General features: G+C 61.3%; 23 protein-coding genes and 1 tRNA gene. 6 read left to right on the top strand and 18 right to left on the bottom strand.

Features of this window, described 5'->3' with window-relative positions; all coding sequences use genetic code 11:
• Nucleotides 1-5: 5 nt before the first annotated feature.
• From ndk to trmJ, 11 genes are all read right to left on the bottom strand, one after another.
• Nucleotides 6-431, bottom strand: coding sequence for a nucleoside-diphosphate kinase (gene ndk, locus ABM562_RS06665; RefSeq protein ID WP_007964426.1), 426 nt, complete (start codon nucleotides 429-431; stop codon nucleotides 6-8).
• Nucleotides 432-522: 91 nt separating this feature from the next.
• On the bottom strand, nucleotides 523-723 hold the full coding sequence (gene iscX, locus ABM562_RS06660; RefSeq protein ID WP_028942766.1) for a Fe-S cluster assembly protein IscX: 201 nt from the start codon (nucleotides 721-723) through the stop codon (nucleotides 523-525).
• Nucleotides 724-737: 14 nt separating this feature from the next.
• On the bottom strand, nucleotides 738-1,079 hold the full coding sequence (gene fdx / locus ABM562_RS06655; RefSeq protein ID WP_115088639.1) for an ISC system 2Fe-2S type ferredoxin: 342 nt from the start codon (nucleotides 1,077-1,079) through the stop codon (nucleotides 738-740).
• A 3-nt stretch (nucleotides 1,080-1,082) separates the two neighbouring features.
• Nucleotides 1,083-2,945, bottom strand: a complete 1,863-nt coding sequence (hscA, locus tag ABM562_RS06650; protein ID WP_233674470.1) for a Fe-S protein assembly chaperone HscA — start codon at nucleotides 2,943-2,945, stop codon at nucleotides 1,083-1,085.
• A gap of 42 nt (nucleotides 2,946-2,987) precedes the next feature.
• The gene (hscB, locus tag ABM562_RS06645; protein WP_115088641.1) at nucleotides 2,988-3,509 is read right to left on the bottom strand and encodes a co-chaperone HscB; all 522 of its coding nucleotides are present in this window, start codon (nucleotides 3,507-3,509) and stop codon (nucleotides 2,988-2,990) included.
• Between the two features lie 8 nt (nucleotides 3,510-3,517).
• On the bottom strand, nucleotides 3,518-3,841 hold the full coding sequence (iscA, locus tag ABM562_RS06640; RefSeq protein ID WP_010223463.1) for an iron-sulfur cluster assembly protein IscA: 324 nt from the start codon (nucleotides 3,839-3,841) through the stop codon (nucleotides 3,518-3,520).
• 28 nt (nucleotides 3,842-3,869) lie between these two features.
• A complete protein-coding gene (iscU, locus tag ABM562_RS06635; protein WP_002552476.1) occupies nucleotides 3,870-4,256 on the bottom strand; it encodes a Fe-S cluster assembly scaffold IscU in 387 nt (128 codons plus the stop codon).
• A 46-nt stretch (nucleotides 4,257-4,302) separates the two neighbouring features.
• Nucleotides 4,303-5,517 (bottom strand): IscS subfamily cysteine desulfurase, encoded by a 1,215-nt coding sequence (locus ABM562_RS06630; RefSeq protein ID WP_115088642.1) that lies wholly within the window; start codon nucleotides 5,515-5,517, stop codon nucleotides 4,303-4,305.
• A gap of 42 nt (nucleotides 5,518-5,559) precedes the next feature.
• The gene (gene iscR, locus ABM562_RS06625) at nucleotides 5,560-6,051 is read right to left on the bottom strand and encodes a Fe-S cluster assembly transcriptional regulator IscR (RefSeq protein WP_115088643.1); all 492 of its coding nucleotides are present in this window, start codon (nucleotides 6,049-6,051) and stop codon (nucleotides 5,560-5,562) included.
• A 153-nt stretch (nucleotides 6,052-6,204) separates the two neighbouring features.
• Nucleotides 6,205-6,987, bottom strand: coding sequence for a serine O-acetyltransferase (gene cysE, locus ABM562_RS06620; RefSeq protein WP_115088644.1), 783 nt, complete (start codon nucleotides 6,985-6,987; stop codon nucleotides 6,205-6,207).
• A complete protein-coding gene (gene trmJ, locus ABM562_RS06615) occupies nucleotides 6,988-7,761 on the bottom strand; it encodes a tRNA (cytosine(32)/uridine(32)-2'-O)-methyltransferase TrmJ (protein WP_115088645.1) in 774 nt (257 codons plus the stop codon).
• A 145-nt stretch (nucleotides 7,762-7,906) separates the two neighbouring features.
• Here trmJ and suhB point away from each other — a divergent pair, with 145 nt between their 5' ends.
• Complete coding sequence (gene suhB / locus ABM562_RS06610) at nucleotides 7,907-8,725, top strand: type III secretion system regulator SuhB (RefSeq protein WP_010223469.1); 819 nt, start codon at nucleotides 7,907-7,909, stop codon at nucleotides 8,723-8,725.
• Nucleotides 8,726-8,911: 186 nt separating this feature from the next.
• On the opposite strand, the gene ABM562_RS06605 is transcribed toward suhB, so the two are convergent.
• The 6 genes from ABM562_RS06605 to queA all read right to left on the bottom strand — a co-directional run bounded on the left by ABM562_RS06605 (nucleotide 8,912) and on the right by queA (nucleotide 14,991).
• Nucleotides 8,912-9,460: a glycine zipper 2TM domain-containing protein gene (locus ABM562_RS06605; RefSeq protein ID WP_115088646.1), complete on the bottom strand. Its 549-nt coding sequence runs from the start codon at nucleotides 9,458-9,460 to the stop codon at nucleotides 8,912-8,914.
• A gap of 118 nt (nucleotides 9,461-9,578) precedes the next feature.
• Nucleotides 9,579-10,490: a protein translocase subunit SecF gene (gene secF, locus ABM562_RS06600; RefSeq protein WP_115088647.1), complete on the bottom strand. Its 912-nt coding sequence runs from the start codon at nucleotides 10,488-10,490 to the stop codon at nucleotides 9,579-9,581.
• 9 nt (nucleotides 10,491-10,499) lie between these two features.
• Nucleotides 10,500-12,365: a protein translocase subunit SecD gene (gene secD / locus ABM562_RS06595; RefSeq protein ID WP_115088648.1), complete on the bottom strand. Its 1,866-nt coding sequence runs from the start codon at nucleotides 12,363-12,365 to the stop codon at nucleotides 10,500-10,502.
• Between the two features lie 63 nt (nucleotides 12,366-12,428).
• Nucleotides 12,429-12,764 carry a preprotein translocase subunit YajC gene (gene yajC / locus ABM562_RS06590; protein WP_010223473.1) on the bottom strand — a complete coding sequence of 112 codons (336 nt, stop codon included), beginning with the start codon at nucleotides 12,762-12,764 and terminating at the stop codon, nucleotides 12,429-12,431.
• A 47-nt stretch (nucleotides 12,765-12,811) separates the two neighbouring features.
• A complete protein-coding gene (gene tgt / locus ABM562_RS06585) occupies nucleotides 12,812-13,927 on the bottom strand; it encodes a tRNA guanosine(34) transglycosylase Tgt (protein WP_162195925.1) in 1,116 nt (371 codons plus the stop codon).
• Between the two features lie 14 nt (nucleotides 13,928-13,941).
• The gene (gene queA / locus ABM562_RS06580; protein WP_115088649.1) at nucleotides 13,942-14,991 is read right to left on the bottom strand and encodes a tRNA preQ1(34) S-adenosylmethionine ribosyltransferase-isomerase QueA; all 1,050 of its coding nucleotides are present in this window, start codon (nucleotides 14,989-14,991) and stop codon (nucleotides 13,942-13,944) included.
• Nucleotides 14,992-15,099: 108 nt separating this feature from the next.
• On the opposite strand from queA, the gene ABM562_RS06575 reads away from it, so the two are divergent.
• Nucleotides 15,100-15,184, top strand: a tRNA-Leu gene (locus ABM562_RS06575).
• A 156-nt stretch (nucleotides 15,185-15,340) separates the two neighbouring features.
• On the opposite strand, the gene sodC is transcribed toward ABM562_RS06575, so the two are convergent.
• Entirely contained in the window at nucleotides 15,341-15,853 is a 513-nt protein-coding gene (gene sodC / locus ABM562_RS06570) for a superoxide dismutase [Cu-Zn] SodC (protein ID WP_460421216.1), read from the bottom strand.
• A gap of 171 nt (nucleotides 15,854-16,024) precedes the next feature.
• Between sodC and abiEi the strand changes: the two genes are divergently transcribed.
• The 4 genes from abiEi (at nucleotide 16,025) to ABM562_RS06550 (ending at nucleotide 18,994) form a co-directional block, all read left to right on the top strand.
• The gene (gene abiEi, locus ABM562_RS06565; RefSeq protein WP_460421214.1) at nucleotides 16,025-16,597 is read left to right on the top strand and encodes a type IV toxin-antitoxin system AbiEi family antitoxin; all 573 of its coding nucleotides are present in this window, start codon (nucleotides 16,025-16,027) and stop codon (nucleotides 16,595-16,597) included.
• Nucleotides 16,584-17,489 (top strand): nucleotidyl transferase AbiEii/AbiGii toxin family protein, encoded by a 906-nt coding sequence (locus ABM562_RS06560; RefSeq protein ID WP_258578795.1) that lies wholly within the window; start codon nucleotides 16,584-16,586, stop codon nucleotides 17,487-17,489. The genes abiEi and ABM562_RS06560 overlap by 14 nt, the downstream gene beginning before the upstream one ends.
• Nucleotides 17,490-17,538: 49 nt before the next feature.
• Nucleotides 17,539-18,015 carry a GNAT family N-acetyltransferase gene (locus ABM562_RS06555; protein ID WP_115088650.1) on the top strand — a complete coding sequence of 159 codons (477 nt, stop codon included), beginning with the start codon at nucleotides 17,539-17,541 and terminating at the stop codon, nucleotides 18,013-18,015.
• 76 nt (nucleotides 18,016-18,091) lie between these two features.
• Nucleotides 18,092-18,994 (top strand): bestrophin family protein, encoded by a 903-nt coding sequence (locus tag ABM562_RS06550; protein ID WP_460421211.1) that lies wholly within the window; start codon nucleotides 18,092-18,094, stop codon nucleotides 18,992-18,994.
• Nucleotides 18,995-19,012: the final 18 nt, after the last annotated feature.

Raw genomic sequence — 19,012 nt, 5'->3', positions numbered from 1 at the left:
TTCGCTTAGCGAGTGGTTACCTCGGTAGCTGCGAAGAAGTACGAGATTTCGCGAGCAGCAGCGGCTTCGGAGTCCGAACCGTGAACGGCGTTGGCGTCGATGGACTCGGCGAAGTCGGCGCGGATGGTGCCGGCAGCAGCTTCTTTAGGGTTGGTAGCGCCCATCAGCTCACGGTTCAGAGCGATGGCGTTTTCGCCTTCCAGTACCTGAACAACAACAGGGCCGGAGATCATGAAGGCAACCAGGTCACCGAAGAAACCGCGCTCTTTGTGCTCAGCGTAGAAGCCTTCGGCTTCGGCTTTGGACAGTTGCTTGAGCTTCGAGGCAACGACGCGCAGGCCGGCTTTTTCGAAACGGGTGGTGATCTCGCCGATCACGTTTTTAGCAACTGCGTCAGGCTTGATGATGGAGAAAGTACGTTGAACAGCCATGGTGAAACTCCAGAAACGTTGAGTGAAGCGAAAAATTAAACCCGCGAATTATACGCGGGTTCCAAGGGATTGCCTAACCTGCCGAGCGCGCTCAGTCGGCTTCTTCGATCCAGGCCGCCTGGATGGCTTCGAGAACCTTCTCGCCGCCACGCTGCGGATCGTCACTGAATTCCGGCAATGCCAGCACCCACTGGTGCAGATCGACGAAGTTCACATAACGAGGATCGACTTCCGGCTTGCTTTCGGCAAGCTGGATTGCAATTTCAAGTACATCAACCCATTTCAGACTCATGATGGCTCCCTGAATCAGTGCGGCGCTTCGGCGGCCAGGTTGATCGTGTACTTCGGAATCTCGATGGTCAGGTCTTCCTCACCAACGATCACCTGGCAGGCCAGGCGCGACTGACGCTCCAGGCCCCAGGCCTTGTCGAGCATGTCTTCTTCGAGTTCGTCGGCTTCCTCGAGCGAATCGAAGCCTTCACGCACGATGCAATGGCAGGTGGTGCAGGCACACACACCACCACAGGCGCTTTCCATCTCGATGTGGTGCTCGTGGGCCAGTTCCAGGATGTTGGTTCCTGGCGCCACCTCCACCACCAGCCCTTCCGGGCAGAACTTCTCGTGGGGCAGAAAAATCACCTGCGGCATCAGTTATTCCTCGATCTCATTCAGGTTGCGCCCGGCCAAAGCGGCTTTTACCGTCGAATCAAGGCGACGGGCGGCAAAGGCATCGGTCACCTGCGACAGACGCTTGGTCTGTTGCTCGATGGCCGCGCCATCGGTGCCGTTGATCAAATCACGCAAGTCTTGCATCTGTTGCTCGATCGCCAGGCGCTCTTCGGCGTCCAGCAGGCGCTCGCCATCGGCGTCCAGGGCGCCCTGCACCGCTTCGAGCAGGCGCTCGGCGTCGACCTGGTGTTCGCGCAACTGGCGCGCCACCTTGTCGAAACCGGCATGTTCGAAGGAATCCTTGAGCATGCGGGCGATTTCGCCGTCGGTCAGGCCGTAGGACGGCTTGACCTGGATGCTCGATTCGACGCCCGAACCCAGCTCGCGCGCCGAAACGCTGAGCAGGCCGTCGGCATCGACCTGGAAGGTCACGCGGATCTTCGCCGCACCGGCGACCATCGCCGGAATGCCACGCAGTTCGAAGCGCGCCAGGGAGCGGCAGTCACTGATCAGTTCACGCTCGCCTTGCAGCACGTGAATCATCATGGCCGACTGACCATCTTTGTAGGTGGTGAATTCCTGGGCGCGGGCAACCGGGATGGTGGTGTTGCGCGGAATCACCTTCTCCATCAGCCCACCCATGGTTTCCAGGCCCAGGGACAGCGGAATCACGTCAAGAAGCAGCAATTCGCCACCATCACGGCGGTTACCGGCCAGGGTATCGGCCTGGATAGCGGCGCCGATGGCGACCACCTGGTCCGGGTCGATTTCGGTCAGCGGGGTACGGCCAAACAGCGCGCCTACAGCCTCGCGCACACGCGGCACGCGGGTCGAACCACCGACCATTACCACTGCGGCGACCTCGTCGAGCTCGACGCCGCTGTCACGCACGGCACGGCGGCAGGCCTTGAGGCTGCGGGCGACCATCGGCTCGATCAGGGCATCAAAGGCGCCCCGGGTCAGCTCGGCCTGCCAGCTGCCATGGGCAACCGTCACCGAATCAGCGTCAGTCAGGGCCTCTTTGGCCGCGCAGGCGGTTTGCAGCAACTGGCGCTGGGCACCCGGATCGAGGTCCGAGGACAGGCCGGCCTGCTCGACGATCCAGTTGGCGATAGCGTGGTCGAAGTCGTCGCCGCCCAGGGCGCTGTCGCCACCGGTGGCCAGCACTTCAAAGACCCCGCCCGTCAGGCGCAGGATCGAGATATCGAAGGTACCGCCACCCAGGTCATAGATGGCCACCAGGCCTTCGGCATTCTGGTCCAGGCCATAGGCCACCGCGGCGGCGGTCGGCTCGTTGAGCAGGCGCAATACGTTGAGGCCGGCCAGACGCGCGGCGTCCTTGGTGGCCTGGCGCTGGGCGTCGTCGAAATAGGCCGGCACGGTGATCACCGCACCAACCAGCTCGCCGCCGAGGGTCTCTTCGGCGCGCTGGCGCAGCACCTTGAGGATATCGGCCGAGACTTCCACCGGGCTTTTCGGCCCCTGGACAGTGTCGATGAACGGCATATGCGACTCACCGCCGACAAAGCGGTACGGCAACTGCTCGCCCAGCTGCTTGACGTCTGCAAGGCCACGGCCCATCAGGCGCTTGACCGACAGCACAGTGTTGAGCGGGTCGCTGGAGGCGGCGTCGCGGGCGAGCTGGCCGACGTCGATGTGGTCGGCGTGATAGCGCACGGCGGACGGCAGGATAACCCGGCCTTGGGCATCCGGCAGGGGCTCGCTGCGGCCGCTGCGCAGGGCAGCAACCAGGGAATTGGTGGTACCTAGGTCAATACCCACCGCCAGGCGACGCTGGTGCGGCTGAGGGCTCTGACCGGGTTCGGCGATCTGCAGTAGGGCCATGCTTATCTGAATACCAGGGGCGCCGCCAGAAGCAGCGCCGGGTTAATCGTCGAGGCGCTCTTCCAGCTGGCGCACTTCGTAGGCGAGCTTGTCGAGAAACTGCATGCGGCGCATCAGGCGCTCGGCCTGTTCACGCTGCGCAGCATCATCCCAGCAGGCGGCGAAGTCCTCGTTGAGTGCTTCCTGGGCAGTTTTCAAGCGACGCTTGAACACGGCCACGCCATCGAGGTCGGCACTGTCCTGGAGGTCTTCGAGCTCTTCGCGCAGTTGCATCTGCTGGAAGAGGAACTCGGGATCATGGACGGTGACTTCCTGCGGCACTTCATGACCGCCGATCGCCAACAGGTAGCGGGCACGCCGGGGCGCGCTCTTGAGAGTCTGGTAAGCCTCGTTCAGCGCAGCCGAACGCTCCAGCGCAATGCGCTGTTCACGTTCGGAGGCATCGGCGAAGCGATCCGGATGGACCTCGCGGGCCAGCTCGCGATAGCGAACGGCCAGCTTGTCGAGGTCCAGACGGAAGCCAGGTTGCAGGTCAAACAGGGCGAAATGACAAGGAGTACCCACGCGCAGCCTCAGACGTTGAAGCTTTCGCCGCAGCCACACTCACCGCGCACGTTGGGGTTGTTGAACTTGAAGCCTTCGTTCAACCCTTCCTTGACGAAATCCAGCTCGGTACCGTCGAGGTACGTCAGGCTTTTCGGATCGATGATCACCTTCTCGCCATGGCTTTCGAAGACCAGGTCTTCGCTGTCCGGCTGATCGACGAACTCGAGCACATAGGCCAGGCCCGAGCAGCCAGTGGTGCGCACGCCAAGGCGAATACCTTCACCTTTGCCGCGTCCGTCGAGGGAGCGCCGCACATGTTTGGCGGCGGCTTCTGTCATGCTGATAGCCATCGAGACTCCTTACCTGCAACAGGCGACCTTAGAGCAAACCTTTCTTCTGCTTGTAATCGCGCACGGCCGCCTTGATGGCGTCCTCGGCGAGTACCGAGCAGTGGATTTTAACCGGCGGCAGCGCCAGTTCTTCGGCCAGCTGGGTGTTCTTGATGGTCTCGGCTTCGTCCAGGGTCTTGCCCTTCATCCACTCGGTAGCGAGGGAGCTGGAAGCGATGGCCGAACCGCAGCCGTAGGTCTTGAACTTGGCGTCTTCGATGACGCCCTGCTCGTTGACCTTGATCTGCAGGCGCATGACGTCGCCGCACGCCGGAGCGCCGACCATGCCGGTGCCGACATCCGGGTCCTCGGCATTCATCTTGCCGACGTTACGCGGGTTTTCGTAATGGTCGATGACCTTTTCACTGTATGCCATGGTGCAATTCCTTCCTCATCAGAGAGCCGCTCTTGCCGGCGACTACTTAGTGCGCAGCCCACTCGATCTTGGAGATGTCGACGCCGTCTTTGTACATATCCCACAGCGGCGACAATTCGCGCAGCTTGGTTACGGCCTCGCAAACCTTCTGCGCGGCGTAGTCGATTTCTTCTTCGGTGCTGAAACGACCGAAGGTGAAGCGGATCGAGCTGTGTGCCAGTTCGTCGTTGCGGCCCAGGGCACGCAGCACATAGGACGGCTCGAGCGAAGCCGAAGTACAGGCCGAGCCGGACGAAACGGCCAGGTCCTTGAGCGCCATGATCAGCGACTCGCCTTCGACGTAGTTGAAGCTCAGGTTCAGGTTGTGCGGAATGCGCGCGGTCATGCTGCCGTTGATGTACAGCTCTTCAAGGCCTTCGACCTGCTTGTAGAAGCGGTCGCTCAGGGCCTTGATGCGCACGTTCTCGCTGGCCATCAGCTCTTTGGCGATGGCGAAGGCTTCACCCATGCCGACGATCTGGTGGGTAGCCAGGGTGCCCGAACGCATGCCGCGCTCGTGACCGCCGCCGTGCATGGTGGCTTCCAGGCGCACGCGAGGCTTGCGGCTGACGTACAGCGCGCCGATGCCTTTAGGGCCGTAGGTTTTGTGCGCCGAGAACGACATCAGGTCGACTTTCAGCTTCTGCAGGTCGATTTCGACCTTGCCGGTGGACTGCGCGGCATCGACGTGGAACATGACGCCGCGGGCGCGGGTCAGCTCGCCGATGGCGGCGATGTCGTTGATGGTGCCGATTTCGTTGTTCACGTGCATGATCGACACCAGGATGGTGTCTTCACGCAGGGCTGCTTCGACCATGGCCGGAGTGATCAGGCCATCGGCGCCCGGCTCGATGTAGGTGACTTCGAAGCCTTCACGCTCCAGCTGACGAGTGCTGTCCAGAACAGCCTTGTGCTCGATCTTGGAGGTGATCAGGTGCTTGCCCTTGGTGCTGTAGAAGTGCGCGACGCCCTTGATTGCCAGGTTGTCGGACTCGGTGGCACCGCTGGTCCAGACAATTTCCCGCGGGTCGGCATTGACCAGGTCAGCGACCTGGCGACGGGCGTTCTCGACCGCTTCTTCGGCTTTCCAGCCAAAGACGTGGGAGCGCGACGCCGGGTTACCGAAGTTCCCGTCGACCAGCAGGCAGTCGCTCATCTTCTGGGCAACGCGTGGATCGACCGGGGTGGTCGCGGAGTAATCGAGGTAGATCGGCAACTTCATTGAATATCTCCTATCAGGCGGTCGCGCCGCGCGTCGAAACGGTCATTCGACGGCAGACGTCTCAATCTTGTCCAGCTGCGTTGCCCGGCCTGCAATACGACGCAGGTCCTGGCGCTGGGCGACTTCTTGTACCTCACGGCGAGTGACAAGGTCAGCCAGGCTGATGCCGCTGAGGAATTCGTGAATCTGCTGGCTGAGGTCGCACCACAGGTGGTGGGTCAGGCAGGTGTCGCCGGCGTGGCAATCACCCAGGCCCTGGCAACGCGTGGCATCGACCGATTCGTTAACCGCATCGATGACCTGGGCGACCTGAATGCTCTCCATGCTTCGCGACAGCTGATAGCCGCCGCCAGGGCCGCGCACACTGGAAACCAGGCCGCTGCGGCGCAGCTTTGCAAACAGCTGCTCCAGATAAGAGAGGGAGATGCCTTGGCGCTCGGAAATGTCGGCCAGAGACACCGGCCCATTCTGCGCGTGCAACGCCAGGTCGAGCATGGCGGTCACGGCGTATCGGCCTTTTGTAGTCAGTCGCATGGCTAGTAGGTACCACGGGGTTACGGGATGGGAGCGAGTATGCTATTCCCGAGCATTTAAGTCAACTATAAGACCTAGTGCTTTAGTCGGGTTTACCGCAAGAGGGCGGCGGAATGATAGCAAACTAAGGGGCGCTTGCGCACGCCCCTTCTGTCAATGCGTCGACGCGTCGCTACGGGCCTCATCCTTGATCTCGGCGAAGTCTTCTTCACGCAAAGCCGGCAGCTCCTTGGCGCAGTAGTCGCTGCCCAGGTTCTTCAGCGCGCCGCACATGTCCTCCAGGCGTCCGTCGACAGCCTGCAGGTGGTCGAGCAACTGACCAATGGCGCGAGCCACCGGGTCGGGCATGTCCTCGCTGACACCATAGGCATCGAAGCCGATCTTCTCGGCCATGGCCTTGCGCCTGGCCTCGACCTCGGCATCGGTCTTGACGATGATCCGCCCCGGGATACCCACGGCGGTCGCACCGGCCGGCACCGCCTTGGTCACCACCGCGTTGGAGCCGATCTTGGCCCCGGCGCCGACGGTGAACGGCCCCAGCACCTTGGCCCCGGCACCGACGACAACGCCATCTTCCAGGGTCGGGTGACGCTTGCCCTTGTTCCAGGTGGTGCCACCCAGGGTCACGCCCTGGTACAGGGTGACGTCGTCGCCAATCTCGGCGGTTTCGCCGATGACGATACCCATGCCGTGGTCAATGAAAAAGCGTCGGCCAACCTTGGCGCCGGGGTGAATCTCGATCCCGGTCAGCCAGCGGCCGAAGTTCGACACCAGCCGGGCCAGCCACTTCCAGTCCCGCCGCCACAGGGCGTGCGCCGCGCGGTGCAGCCAGATTGCGTGCATGCCCGGGTAGCAGGTCAGCACTTCAAAGGCATTGCGCGCCGCCGGATCACGGTGGAAAACGCTCTGGATATCTTCACGCAGACGCTCGAACATCTATTGATCCTTCCGCTTATGCGGTTCGCCACGGGCCGCTTTCTGGGTTTCCGTGAGAATGCCGCGCAAAATACTCATTTCCGAACGATCGACCGAGCTGCGCCCATACAACCGACGCAGGCGCGGCATCAGGTGCTTGGGCTTCTGCGGGTCGAGAAAGCCGATAGCGACCAGGGTCTTTTCCAGGTGCTCGTAGAACAGCTCCATTTCATCCATGGTCGCCAGCTCGCTGCTGCGCTCCGACGCCACGTCGATTTTTTCCGACTTCAACGACTGCCCTTCCAGCGCCAGCCAGGCCATGCGCACTTCATAGGACAGCACTTGCACCGCGGCACCGAGGTTCAGCGAGCTGAAGTCCGGGTTCGAGGGAATGTGCACATGAAAGTGGCAACGCTGCAGCTCTTCGTTGGTCAGGCCCGCGTGCTCACGACCAAACACCAGGGCGATCTCCTCGCCCTGAGTGGCATGCTCGATGACTTTGCTGGCGCACTCGCGCGGATCGACCAGCGGCCAGGGGATGCGCCGCTCGCGGGCACTGGTGCCAAACACCAGATTGCAACCGACCAGCGCATCTTCGAGGCTGGCGACCACTTGCGCACCGGCCAGCACGTCATCGGCACCCGACGCACGAGCATCGGCCTCGGGGGACGGGAAACTCTGCGGGTCGACCAGCACCAGCCGCGACAAGCCCATGTTTTTCATGGCACGCGCAGCGCCGCCGATATTGCCGGGGTGGCTGGTATTGACCAGAACAACACGAATATTTTGCAGCAAGGCGAGCGCTCACAGACGTTGCGAAGGGGGAGCAAATCTTACAGAAGCGACCGACTTTACGCTACGAAAGCAAATGTCACCCTTCTTCGCGCAAAGTTTTCTGCTAGAATGTTCGGCTTTCTTTAACGACCCAGGTGAAACGTCCATGCAGCCCATGCTGAATATCGCGCTGCGCGCCGCCCGCAGCGCCAGTGAATTGATTTTCCGCTCCATCGAGCGCCTGGATAGCATCAAGGTTGATGAAAAAGACGCCAAGGATTACGTCTCCGAAGTCGATCGCGCCGCAGAGCAGAAAATCATCGATGCCCTGCGCAAGGCCTACCCGAACCACTCCATCTACGGCGAAGAAACCGGCCTGCATGCCGGTAGCGGCGAAGAAGGCAAGGACTACCTGTGGATCATCGACCCACTGGATGGCACCACCAACTTCCTGCGTGGCGTTCCGCACTTTGCTGTCAGTATTGCCTGCAAATACCGTGGCCGCCTTGAGCACGCCGTGGTACTGGACCCTGTCCGCCAGGAAGAATTCACCGCCAGCCGTGGCCGTGGCGCCCAGCTGAACGGTCGTCGCCTGCGCGTCAGCCCTCGCACCAGCCTGGAAGGCGCCCTGCTGGGTACCGGCTTCCCGTTCCGCGACAACCAGATGGCTGACCTGGACAACTACCTGGGCATGTTCCGCGCCCTGGTCGGCCAGACCGCCGGCATCCGCCGCGCCGGTGCTGCCAGCCTGGACCTGGCCTACGTTGCCGCCGGTCGTTTCGATGCCTTCTGGGAATCGGGCCTGTCGGAGTGGGACATGGCTGCAGGCGCGCTGCTGATCCAGGAAGCTGGCGGCCTGGTGAGCGACTTCACCGGTGGCCACGACTTCCTCGAGAAGGGTCACATCGTTGCCGGCAACACCAAGTGCTTCAAGGCCGTCCTGACTGCTATCCAGCCGCACCTGCCTGCTTCGATCAAACGCTAAGTTCGATCGAACACAAAAAAAGCACCCTTCGGGGTGCTTTTTTTTGGCCTTATGAACCACCTTCTCTCTGTGGGAGCTGGCTTGCCAGCGATGAGGCCGGTATAGCCAACACTGTAGCCGGTGCCTGGATTACGACCGCTTCGCGCTCGATCGCCGGCAAGGCCAGCTCCCACAAAGACCGCGCCGTTACTGGCCTGGCTGGGCCTGGCTCAGCACCAGCTTGCCTTCTTTATCCAGCGGAATTTGCGAGCCTGGGTCACGGTCCATGCGCACCTGACCGACCTTGTCGCCGATCGAATACTTCACGTCATAGCCAACAACCTTCTCGCTCAGGTCATTGACCGTGTTGCAGCGGGTTTGCGTAGTGGTGTAGGTATCACGCTCCTGCATGCCTTCCTGCACCTTGTTGCCGGCATAGCCGCCACCGACCGCACCGGCCACGGTAGCGATCTTTTTACCGGTGCCGCCGCCGATCTGGTTACCCAGCAGGCCACCTGCCAGGGCACCGACCACGGTACCGGCGATCTGGTGCTGATCCTTCACCGGCGCCTGACGCGTCACGGTGACGTCCTTGCACACTTCACGGGGTGTCTTGACCGTCTGCTTGACCGGTTGCACCGCCAACACCTCGGCGTATTCCGGCCCGCCCTTGACCAGGCTGTAGGTGGCAACAGCACCTCCGGCTGTTACACCGACAGCACCCAGAACCGCACCCACCAGCATCGACTTGTTCACGTGAACCTCCTGATCGTACCTGCGGAACATTGCCCGCCTTCTCCCTGCCTTGGAGCATAAAAAAAGGCGCGAGTTCAACACTCGCGCCTTTTGTACGACCAACAATGTGGGAAAACCCTTATGGACGTTCGTCCACACCTTCGGCTTTCACCGTCGGGATCAGGTCTTCACTGTTCAGGTTGAGCCAGATCAGCACCACGTTGGCGATGTAGATCGACGAGTAGGTACCGGCCATGACACCGATGAACAGCGCCAGGGAGAAGCCCCACAGGTTGTCGCCACCGAAGAACAGCAGTGCGGCAATGGCCAGCAAGGTCGATACCGACGTCGCCACGGTCCGCAGCAGGGTCTGGGTGGTCGAGATATTGATGTTCTCGATCAGCGAGGCCTTGCGCAGTACCCGGAAGTTCTCACGCACCCGGTCGAACACAACGATGGTGTCGTTGAGCGAGTAACCGATGATCGCCAGCACCGCCGCCAACACCGTCAAGTCGAAGGTGATCTGGAAGAACGAAAGGATACCCATGGTCACGACCACGTCGTGGATCAGCGACAGGATCGCACCCAGGGCGAACTTCCACTGAAAGCGGAAGGCCAGGTAGATCATGATGCCGCCCAAGGCCAGCAACATGCCCAGGCCGCCCTGGTCGCGCAGCTCTTCACCGACCTGCGGGCCAACGAATTCGACGCGCTTGACCACAGCCGGGTTGTCGGTACTGACCTTTTGCAGCGCCTCGGACACACGATTACCCAGCAGCGGGTCATCGCCAGGCATGCGCACCAGCAGGTCGGTAGTCGCACCGAAGCTCTGCACCACGGCATCCTGGAAGCCGGCCTTGACCAGCTCCTCACGGACCTGGCCGAGGTTGGCCGGACGCTCGTAGGTCAGCTCGATGAGCGTACCGCCGGTGAAGTCCAGGCCGAAGTTGAGCCCTTTGTAGAACCAGCTGAACAGCGCCAGCACGGTCAGAAGCAGGGTGATGCCGAACGCAAGGTTGCGCACACCCATGAAGTTGATGGTACGTAACATGGCAGCCCCTTAAACCCACAGCTTCTTGATATCACGCCCGCCGCAGGTCAGGTTGACCATTGCGCGGGTAACCATGACGGCCGTGAACATCGAGGTGAAAATCCCGAGGGACATGGTAACCGCGAAGCCCTTGACCGGGCCGGTACCCATGGCGAAGAGGATGCCGCCGACCAGCAAGGTGGTCAGGTTGGCGTCGACAATCGCCGTGTAGGCACGGTTGAAGCCTTCGTGGATGGCGCGTTGCACCGACATGCCATTGGCCAGCTCTTCGCGGATCCGCGAGAAGATCAGCACGTTGGCGTCGACCGCCATACCCATGGTCAGGACGATACCGGCGATACCTGGCAGGGTCAGCGTCGCCCCCAGCAGGGACATCAGCGCCAGCAGCATGACCATGTTACCGGCCAGGGCGATGGTCGCGATCAGGCCGAAGAAGCGGTAGATGGCCATGATGAACAGCGAGACGAACAGCATGCCCCACAGGGAAGCGTCGATACCCTTGGTGATGTTGTCGGCACCCAGGCTCGGGCCGATGGTGCGCTCTTCAGCGAAGTACATCGGCGCCGCCAGGCCACCGGCACGCAGCAGCAGGGCCAGTTCCGACGATTCGCCCTGACCGTTCAGGCCAGTGATACGGAACTGGCTGCCCAGTGGCGACTGAATGGTCGCCAGGCTGATGATCTTCTTCTCTTCGGTGAAGGTCTGCACGGCAACGTCTTTCTCGACGCCGTCGACCATCTGCTTGACGTAGCGCGTGGTAGGACGCTGTTCGATGAAGATAACCGCCATGCTGCGACCGACGTTGCTACGGGTAGCGCGGCTCATCAGCTCGCCGCCATGACCATCCAGACGGATGTTCACTTGCGGACGGCCTTGCTCGTCGAAGCTGGCCTGAGCGTCGGTGACCTGGTCACCGGTGATGATCAGGCCACGCTCGACCGCCGCCGAACGACCGCCTTCGCGGAACTCGAAGGTTTCGGTGGTGGCTTTCGAGGCACCAGGCTCAGCGCCCAGTCGGAATTCGAGGTTGGCGGTCTTGCCGAGAATACGCTTGGCTTCGGCGGTGTCCTGCACGCCTGGCAGCTCGACCACGATGCGGTTGGCACCCTGGCGCTGAACCAGTGGCTCGGCTACACCCAGCTCGTTGACGCGGTTACGTACCGTGGTCAGGTTCTGCTTGATCGAGTATTCACGGATTTCCGCGACCTTGGCCGGGGTAATCGCCAGGCGCAGCACGGACAGGCCGTTACGCTCGGTGGTGGTCAGCTCGAAATCATTGAAATTCTTGCGGATCAGGCTACGGGCCTGTTCGCGGGATTCATCATCGGAGAAGCCCAGCTGGATGCCGCCATCTTGTTGCGGCAGGCTGCGGTAGCGCACGCGCTCTTTGCGCAGCAGGCTTTTGACTTCGCCTTCGTAGACTTTCAGGCGGGCCGACATGGCCTTGTCCATGTCCACTTCAAGCAGGAAGTGCACACCACCGGAAAGGTCCAGACCCAGCTTCATCGGGCTTGCGCCCAGGTTGCGCAGCCATTGCGGGGTAGTCGGGGCCAGGTTGAGCGCTACTACATAGTCGTCGCCCAGTGCCTTGCGCACTACGTCCTTGGCTGGCAGTTGGTCTTCCTGTTTGGTCAGGCGCACCAGGCCAACCTTGCCCTTCTCGCCCAGGCTTGCAGCCTTGACCTGGATACCGGACTCATTGAGCGCTTTGCTCACGCGGTCCAGATCGGCCTGAGTGACCTGCAGTGCAGTACTGGCACCGCTGACCTGAACGGCCGGATCATCAGGGTAGAGGTTGGGAGCGGAATAAATAAAACCGATCGCCAGTACCACCAGGATCAGTGCGTATTTCCACAGAGGGTATTTGTTCAGCATCACGCCGCCCGTTCAAGACGCGGGGCGCCTTGCGCGCCCCGTCGATTGGTAAAAAACTGAAACTTAGATCGCTTTGAGCGTGCCTTTAGGCAGGGTCGCGGCTACGGCGCCCTTCTGGAACTTCAGCTCGACGTTGTCGGACACTTCCAGAACCACGAAGTCGTCGGCAACTTTGACGATCTTGCCGGCGATACCGCCGTTGGTGACAACTTCGTCACCTTTTTGCAGGTTGCTCAGCAGGTTCTTCTGCTCTTTGGCACGTTTGGCCTGCGGGCGCCAGATCATCAGGTAGAAGATGACCAGGAAACCGACCAGGAAAATCCACTCGAAGCCAGTACCGGCTGGGCCGGCGGCTGGGGCAGCTGCGTCCGCGTATGCGGCAGGGATCAGAAAGCTCATTTAGCACTCCAGTTGCAAATCAGTACTTGTTAGGGATCGACAGAACATCAGTCCAAGGGCGGCACAGGCAGCCCGCGCTTGGCGTAAAAGGCATCGACAAAGGCGGCCAATGTACCTTGTTGAATAGCCTCGCGTAAACCAGCCATCAACCGCTGGTAATGGCGCAAGTTATGGATCGTATTCAACATACTGCCCAACATTTCGCCGCATTTATCCAGGTGATGCAGATAAGCACGGGAGAAGTTCTGGCAGGTATAGCAATCGCAGGTCGCGTCCAGGGGCGAATCATCGTGGCGATGGAACGCGTTACGGATTTTCAGCACGCCGGTATCGACAAACAGATGACCGTTGCGCGCGTTGCGCGTGGGCATCACGCAATCGAACATGTCGACGCCGCGGCGCACACCCTCAACGAGATCTTCCGGCTTGCCTACCCCCATAAGGTAACGAGGTTTGTCAGCCGGCATGCGCCCTGGCAGGTAATCCAGGACCTTGATCATTTCGTGCTTGGGCTCGCCCACCGACAGGCCGCCGATGGCCAGGCCGTCGAAGCCGATCTTTTCCAGGCCTTCGAGCGAGCGCATACGCAGGTTTTCGTGCATGCCACCCTGGACAATGCCGAACAGCGCCGCGGTGCTGTCGCCGTGGGCGTTTTTCGAGCGCTGGGCCCAGCGCAGGGACAGCTCCATGGATACGCGGGCGACGTCTTCATCGGCCGGGTACGGGGTGCATTCGTCGAAGATCATCACCACGTCCGAGCCCAGGTCGCGCTGGACCTGCATCGACTCTTCCGGGCCCATGAACACCTTGGAGCCGTCGACCGGCGAGGCAAACGTCACGCCCTCTTCGCGGATCTTGCGCATGGCGCCCAGGCTGAACACCTGGAAACCACCGGAGTCGGTAAGGATCGGGCCCTGCCACTTCATGAAGTCGTGCAGGTCGCCATGGGCCTTGATCACCTCGGTGCCCGGGCGCAGCCACAGGTGGAAGGTGTTGCCGAGGATCATGTGCGCGCCGATCGCCTCGATGTCGCGCGGCAGCATGCCCTTGACCGTGCCATAGGTGCCCACCGGCATGAACGCCGGGGTCTCGACCACGCCACGGGGGAAGGTCAGGCGGCCGCGACGGGCCTTGCCGTCGGTGGCGAGCAATTCGAAGGACATACGACAGGTGCGACTCATGCTTGATCCTCGGGGCCGCGTGGCGCCGGATTGCGGGTGATGAACATGGCATCACCGTAACTGAAAAAGCGGTACCCGTTCTCGACCGCCGCCGCGTAGGCAGCCATGGTCTCGGGGTAACCGGCGAAGGCTGAAACCAGCATCAGCAGCGTGGATTCAGGCAAATGGAAGTTGGTCACCAGGGCATCGACCACATGGAATGGCCGGCCTGGGAAGATGAAGATATCGGTGTCGCCACTGAACGCCTTGAGCTCGCCATCACGGGCGGCGCTTTCCAGCGAGCGCACGCTGGTGGTGCCCACGGCTACCACCCGCCCGCCACGGGCGCGGCACGCGGCCACGGCGTCGACCACATCCTGGCCGACCTCCAGCCACTCTTTATGCATGTGGTGGTCTTCGATGCGCTCGACCCGCACTGGCTGGAAGGTACCAGCCCCCACGTGCAGGGTGACGAAGGCGGTTTCCACGCCTTTGGCGGCGATCTTGGCCAGCAGCTCTTCATCGAAGTGCAGGCCGGCGGTTGGCGCGGCCACGGCGCCAGCGCGCTCGGCGTACACCGTCTGGTAGCGCTCGCGGTCGGCGCCCTCATCCGGACGGTCGATGTACGGCGGCAGCGGCATATGGCCGACGCGATCGAGCAGTGGCAGCACCTCTTCGGCAAAACGCAGCTCGAACAGCGCATCGTGACGGGCGACCATCTCGGCCTCGCCACCGCCATCGATGACGATCGGCGTGCCCGGCTTGGGCGCCTTGCTCGAACGTACGTGGGCCAGTACCCGGTGGCTGTCGAGTACGCGCTCGACGAGGATCTCCAGCTTGCCGCCGCTGGCCTTCTGGCCGAACAGACGCGCCGGAATCACCCGGGTATTGTTGAACACCATCAGATCGCCCGGGCGCAAATGCTCGAGCAGGTCGGTGAACTGGCGATGCGCCAGTGCCCCGCTCGGCCCGTCCAGGGTCAGCAGCCGGCTGCTATGGCGCTGCGCCAGCGGATGGCGAGCGATCAGGGAATCAGGAAGCTCAAAGGAGAAATCGGCGACGCGCATGATGGTGTTCGGTTCGACAGGGCCGGAAAGTTTAGCCGAAATGGTGAAAATTGACCATGAAACCTGATTGACCAACGGTAGGCGCCTCTCTATACTTCGCCGCCACAAGCCCTGATGGCGGAATTGGTAGACGCGGCGGATTCAAAATCCGTTTTCGAAAGGAGTGGGAGTTCGAGTCTCCCTCGGGGCACCAAACGCAACAAGAAACCGACCCTAGGGTCGGTTTTTTTGTGCCCGGCAGATCAGGCGCTGCACCTGTCGGTGGATTTCATCGCCGTGAGGCAGACACGCCCAACGCGCCGTTCTTGCAACACGTGCAGGCCTAACGCATTGCGCAGTGAATAGCCCCTTATTGCACCACCCCACACGCAATCCGCGCCCCACCACCACCTAACACTTGCGGATGATCACTGTGATTATCACCGCCGCCATGCACCATCAGCGCATGCCCCTTGAACTCCTCGGCTTTCAGGCGTGGCGCCAGGACTGGATAGCGGGCGGTGCCGTCGGCACTGACATACAGGGCCGGCAAGTCGCCTTTATGCCCGGCATCGTCGTACGGGCCCAGGTGTTTTTTACTCTGTTGCGGATCCCAGTGCCCGCCCGCAGCACCTGCCGGCGTGGTCTTGCCATCGGCGGGTGCGGGTGCGCAAGAAGGTTTTTCGTGCAGGTGAAAGCCATGTACACCCGGCGGCAAGTCGCGCAGGTCAGGCGTGAGCAAGGTGCCGTATTGGTTCTGCTCGATGGTGATGGTACCAACAGGTTTGGCGCTGCCATCGACGCCCACCAGGGCCATTTCCACGGTCTGGGCCTGGGCGGCGCCCGCTGTTGCCAGGGCGGCAGTGAACAAGAGTGCTTTCATGAGGTTGCTCCTTGTGGGTCGATGCAGCCGAAGGGCACCTTATCAAGGTGGACCCTGGCGCAGCGTGGGGATTCCATTTCCAGGTTTGTCTTGAGCGTTTGCGCATCTGCCACTCGTAAACTGAATATGTTCTACACTAAGTGATACTTTCCATCACTTTGTGTAGAGCTAATGCCCAAAAAAGTGCTGTTGCCCGCCCAACCGCTAAGGCGCCTGTATGAGGGCCTGTACGCGTTGGCAACGCCTGAACGCTATCTGTTCACGCCGGCAGACATGCGCGCTTTGGTCCCTGAGCTTTCCGATACGGCCTACCGAGCCCTCCTGAGCCGAGCGTCCCGGGACAACAAACTGATACGTCTGTGCCGTGGCTTGTACCTGTTCAACCCGGCCAAAGCCAACCCTGGCCTGGTGCTTTATCACGCCGCTGCGCGCCTACGGGCGAACGCATTCAATTACATCAGCCTGGAAACCGCTTTAAGCGATGTCGGGATCATTTCGCAGGTCCCGATCAACTGGATTACGGTAATGTCTTCCGGCCGCAGCCAAACCTTGGTGTGCGCCTCATTCGGCACCATTGAGTTCATCCACACCCAACGCAAGGCTGCAGCACTGAGCGAGCACCTCGACTACGACCACCGCTGCCGGCTGTGGCGGGCCAAACCCGCGTTGGCCCTGCGCGATATGAAAGTCGCGAAAAGAAACCTCGACCTGATCGACTGGAGTGTCGCCAATGAGTTTGTTTGACCAACTGGTACAGCATGCGCTGCAAAACACTCCGGAACTGGCCCCCTTGCAAGTGGTGGTGGAAAAGGAGCTGCTGCATCACGACATCATGCGCGTACTGAGTGAGTCGGGCATGCTCGAAAAACTCTGTTTCATCGGTGGCACCTGCCTGCGCGCCTGCTACGGCTCGAGGCGATTGAGCGAAGACCTGGACTTCACGGGTGGCGCCGACTTTCAGCGCGAAGACTTTGCAGCACTGAAAGCCACCTTGGTGGGCAAACTCAACGAGAAGTACGGCCTGCAGGTCGATGTCAGTGAGCCAACCCGCGAACAAGGCAACGTCGATACCTGGAAACTGCGCATACAGACCCGCCCTGAAGCCCGGACCCTTCCCGCACAGCGTATCCACATCGATATCTGCGCCATCCCTTCTTACCAGAAAAAACCCATGACCTTGCTCAACCCCTATGGGGTAGACATGGGCACCGAAGGCTTGATCCTCAACGCTGAAAGCCTCGAAGAAATATTTGTCGACAAGATCCTCGCCTTTGCACTGAGCCGGGGACGGATCAAGAACCGGGACTTGTGGGACCTGACCTGGCTGAAGCAACGTGCCATAACCCCGGCTTACGAGCTACTCAAAAACAAACTGCACGATCACGCTGTAGCCGCCGAGATATTCGTGAACCAAGGCGCAGCACGAACGGCCTCTCTACTGAAGGATGAGCAGGTCAAAATCGATTTTCGTGCCGAGATGCGTCGCTTCCTTCCGGCCGACGTCGTGGCGCAGACCGTGGATAACGAGCGTTTCTGGGAATACCTGGCCAATACGGTCGACCAACTGTTCACCGACGCGCAGCGCAATCTGGCCGGCAGTGCAACGCCCAATAGCCCTGAAGCGTTTCTGATGTAGCGAGTGCACCCAGCATTTCTTTCACCCTTCAGCTGATCGAGATTCTCTAATGCAATTGACCCACCGCCCCGTCCAGCCTCAGGACATCGCTGCCATCTGCTGCTTCCCCCAGGGCCCGGACGAGCTGTTCTACATGTTCCCCAAGGCCAAGTACCCGCTGACACCCGCGCAACTGAGCGAGGCCATCGCCCAGCGCAGCGGCTCGACCGTGGTCGTGGGCGACGGTACGGTGCTGGCCTTTGCCAACTTCTACAAGGCCGAGCACGGCGGCGTTTGCGCCCTTGGCAATGTGGTGGTGGCCCCCGCCGCGCGCGGCCATGGCGTAGCGCGCTATCTGGTGCAGAGCATGATCGAGCTGGCGCGCCGTCAGTTCGAGGCCCGTGAAGTACAGGTCTCATGTTTCAACAGCAACACCGCCGGGCTGCTGCTTTATCCACAGCTGGGCTTTACACCCTTCGCCATCGAAGAACGCCAGGGTCCCGGCAATACACGGGTGGCGTTGGTGCAGATGAAGCAGACGCTGTAGCCCATCGATGAGCTGCAACGAACCTTGAGCGCGCGGCGGCGTCCGATCCTGTGCATCCGCCGTTCGAGGTTCACCTGTGAAAGACGCCATTGCCCGCAAATACCACCTGATCGTCAAAACCCTCGGCTACGTCGGCTGGTCGCTGTTCTGGCTGCTGATCTGGGACGTGCTGGTAACCATCGACTTCATGCTGTTCTTCAACAGCAAGTTCACCCTGCCCTTGATGCCGCTGACCCTGCTCGGTTCGGCGCTGGTGGTGCTGGTCAGCTTTCGCAACAGCAGCGCCTACAACCGCTGGTGGGAAGCGCGCACCTTGTGGGGCGGGCTGGTCAACAGTTCACGCAGCTTTGCCCGCCAGGTGCTGACGCTGATCGATGATTTGGATGACGGCGTCAACCCGATCAAGACGACGTTGCTGCGCCGCCATATCGCCTATGTGAACTGCCTGGCCGCACACCTTCGCGGCGAACCGTGCCCGGATGAACTGATGGCCTTCATCCCGCCCGAAGAATTCGCCCGGCGCAGCCGCTCGAACAACTTCGCCAACGACATCCTCACCGGCTCTGCAGCGCTGCTAACCCGCGAATACAAGGCCGGGCGCCTGGACAGCATTCGCCTGGCGCGGCTGGAATCGACCCTGGTCGACCTGTCCAACAGCCAGGGCGGCATGGAGCGCATCGCCAACACGCCCCTGCCCTACCCTTACGTGTATTTCCCGCGGCTGTTTATTTCGCTGTTCTGTTTGATCGTGCCGATCGGGCTGGTCGAATCGCTGGGCTGGTTTACCCCGCTGGCGTCGACCGTAGTGGGGTTCATGCTGCTGGCCATCGAGCGCATCGGCACGGATTTGCAGAGCCCGTTCCGGATCAGTGAGCATCAGATTCAGATGGATGCGATTTGTGAAACCATCGAAAGGAATTTGGAGTCGATGCAACGGGATGCGCAGTGTGGGGAGCTGGTTGGCGAATCTACCCATTGACGTGCAATCGAGTGCGGG

Source organism: Pseudomonas sp. ZL2, assembly GCF_054788455.1.
Note: the sequence above shows the minus strand (reverse complement) of the source record. Positions and strands in the feature narration are given on the sequence as shown.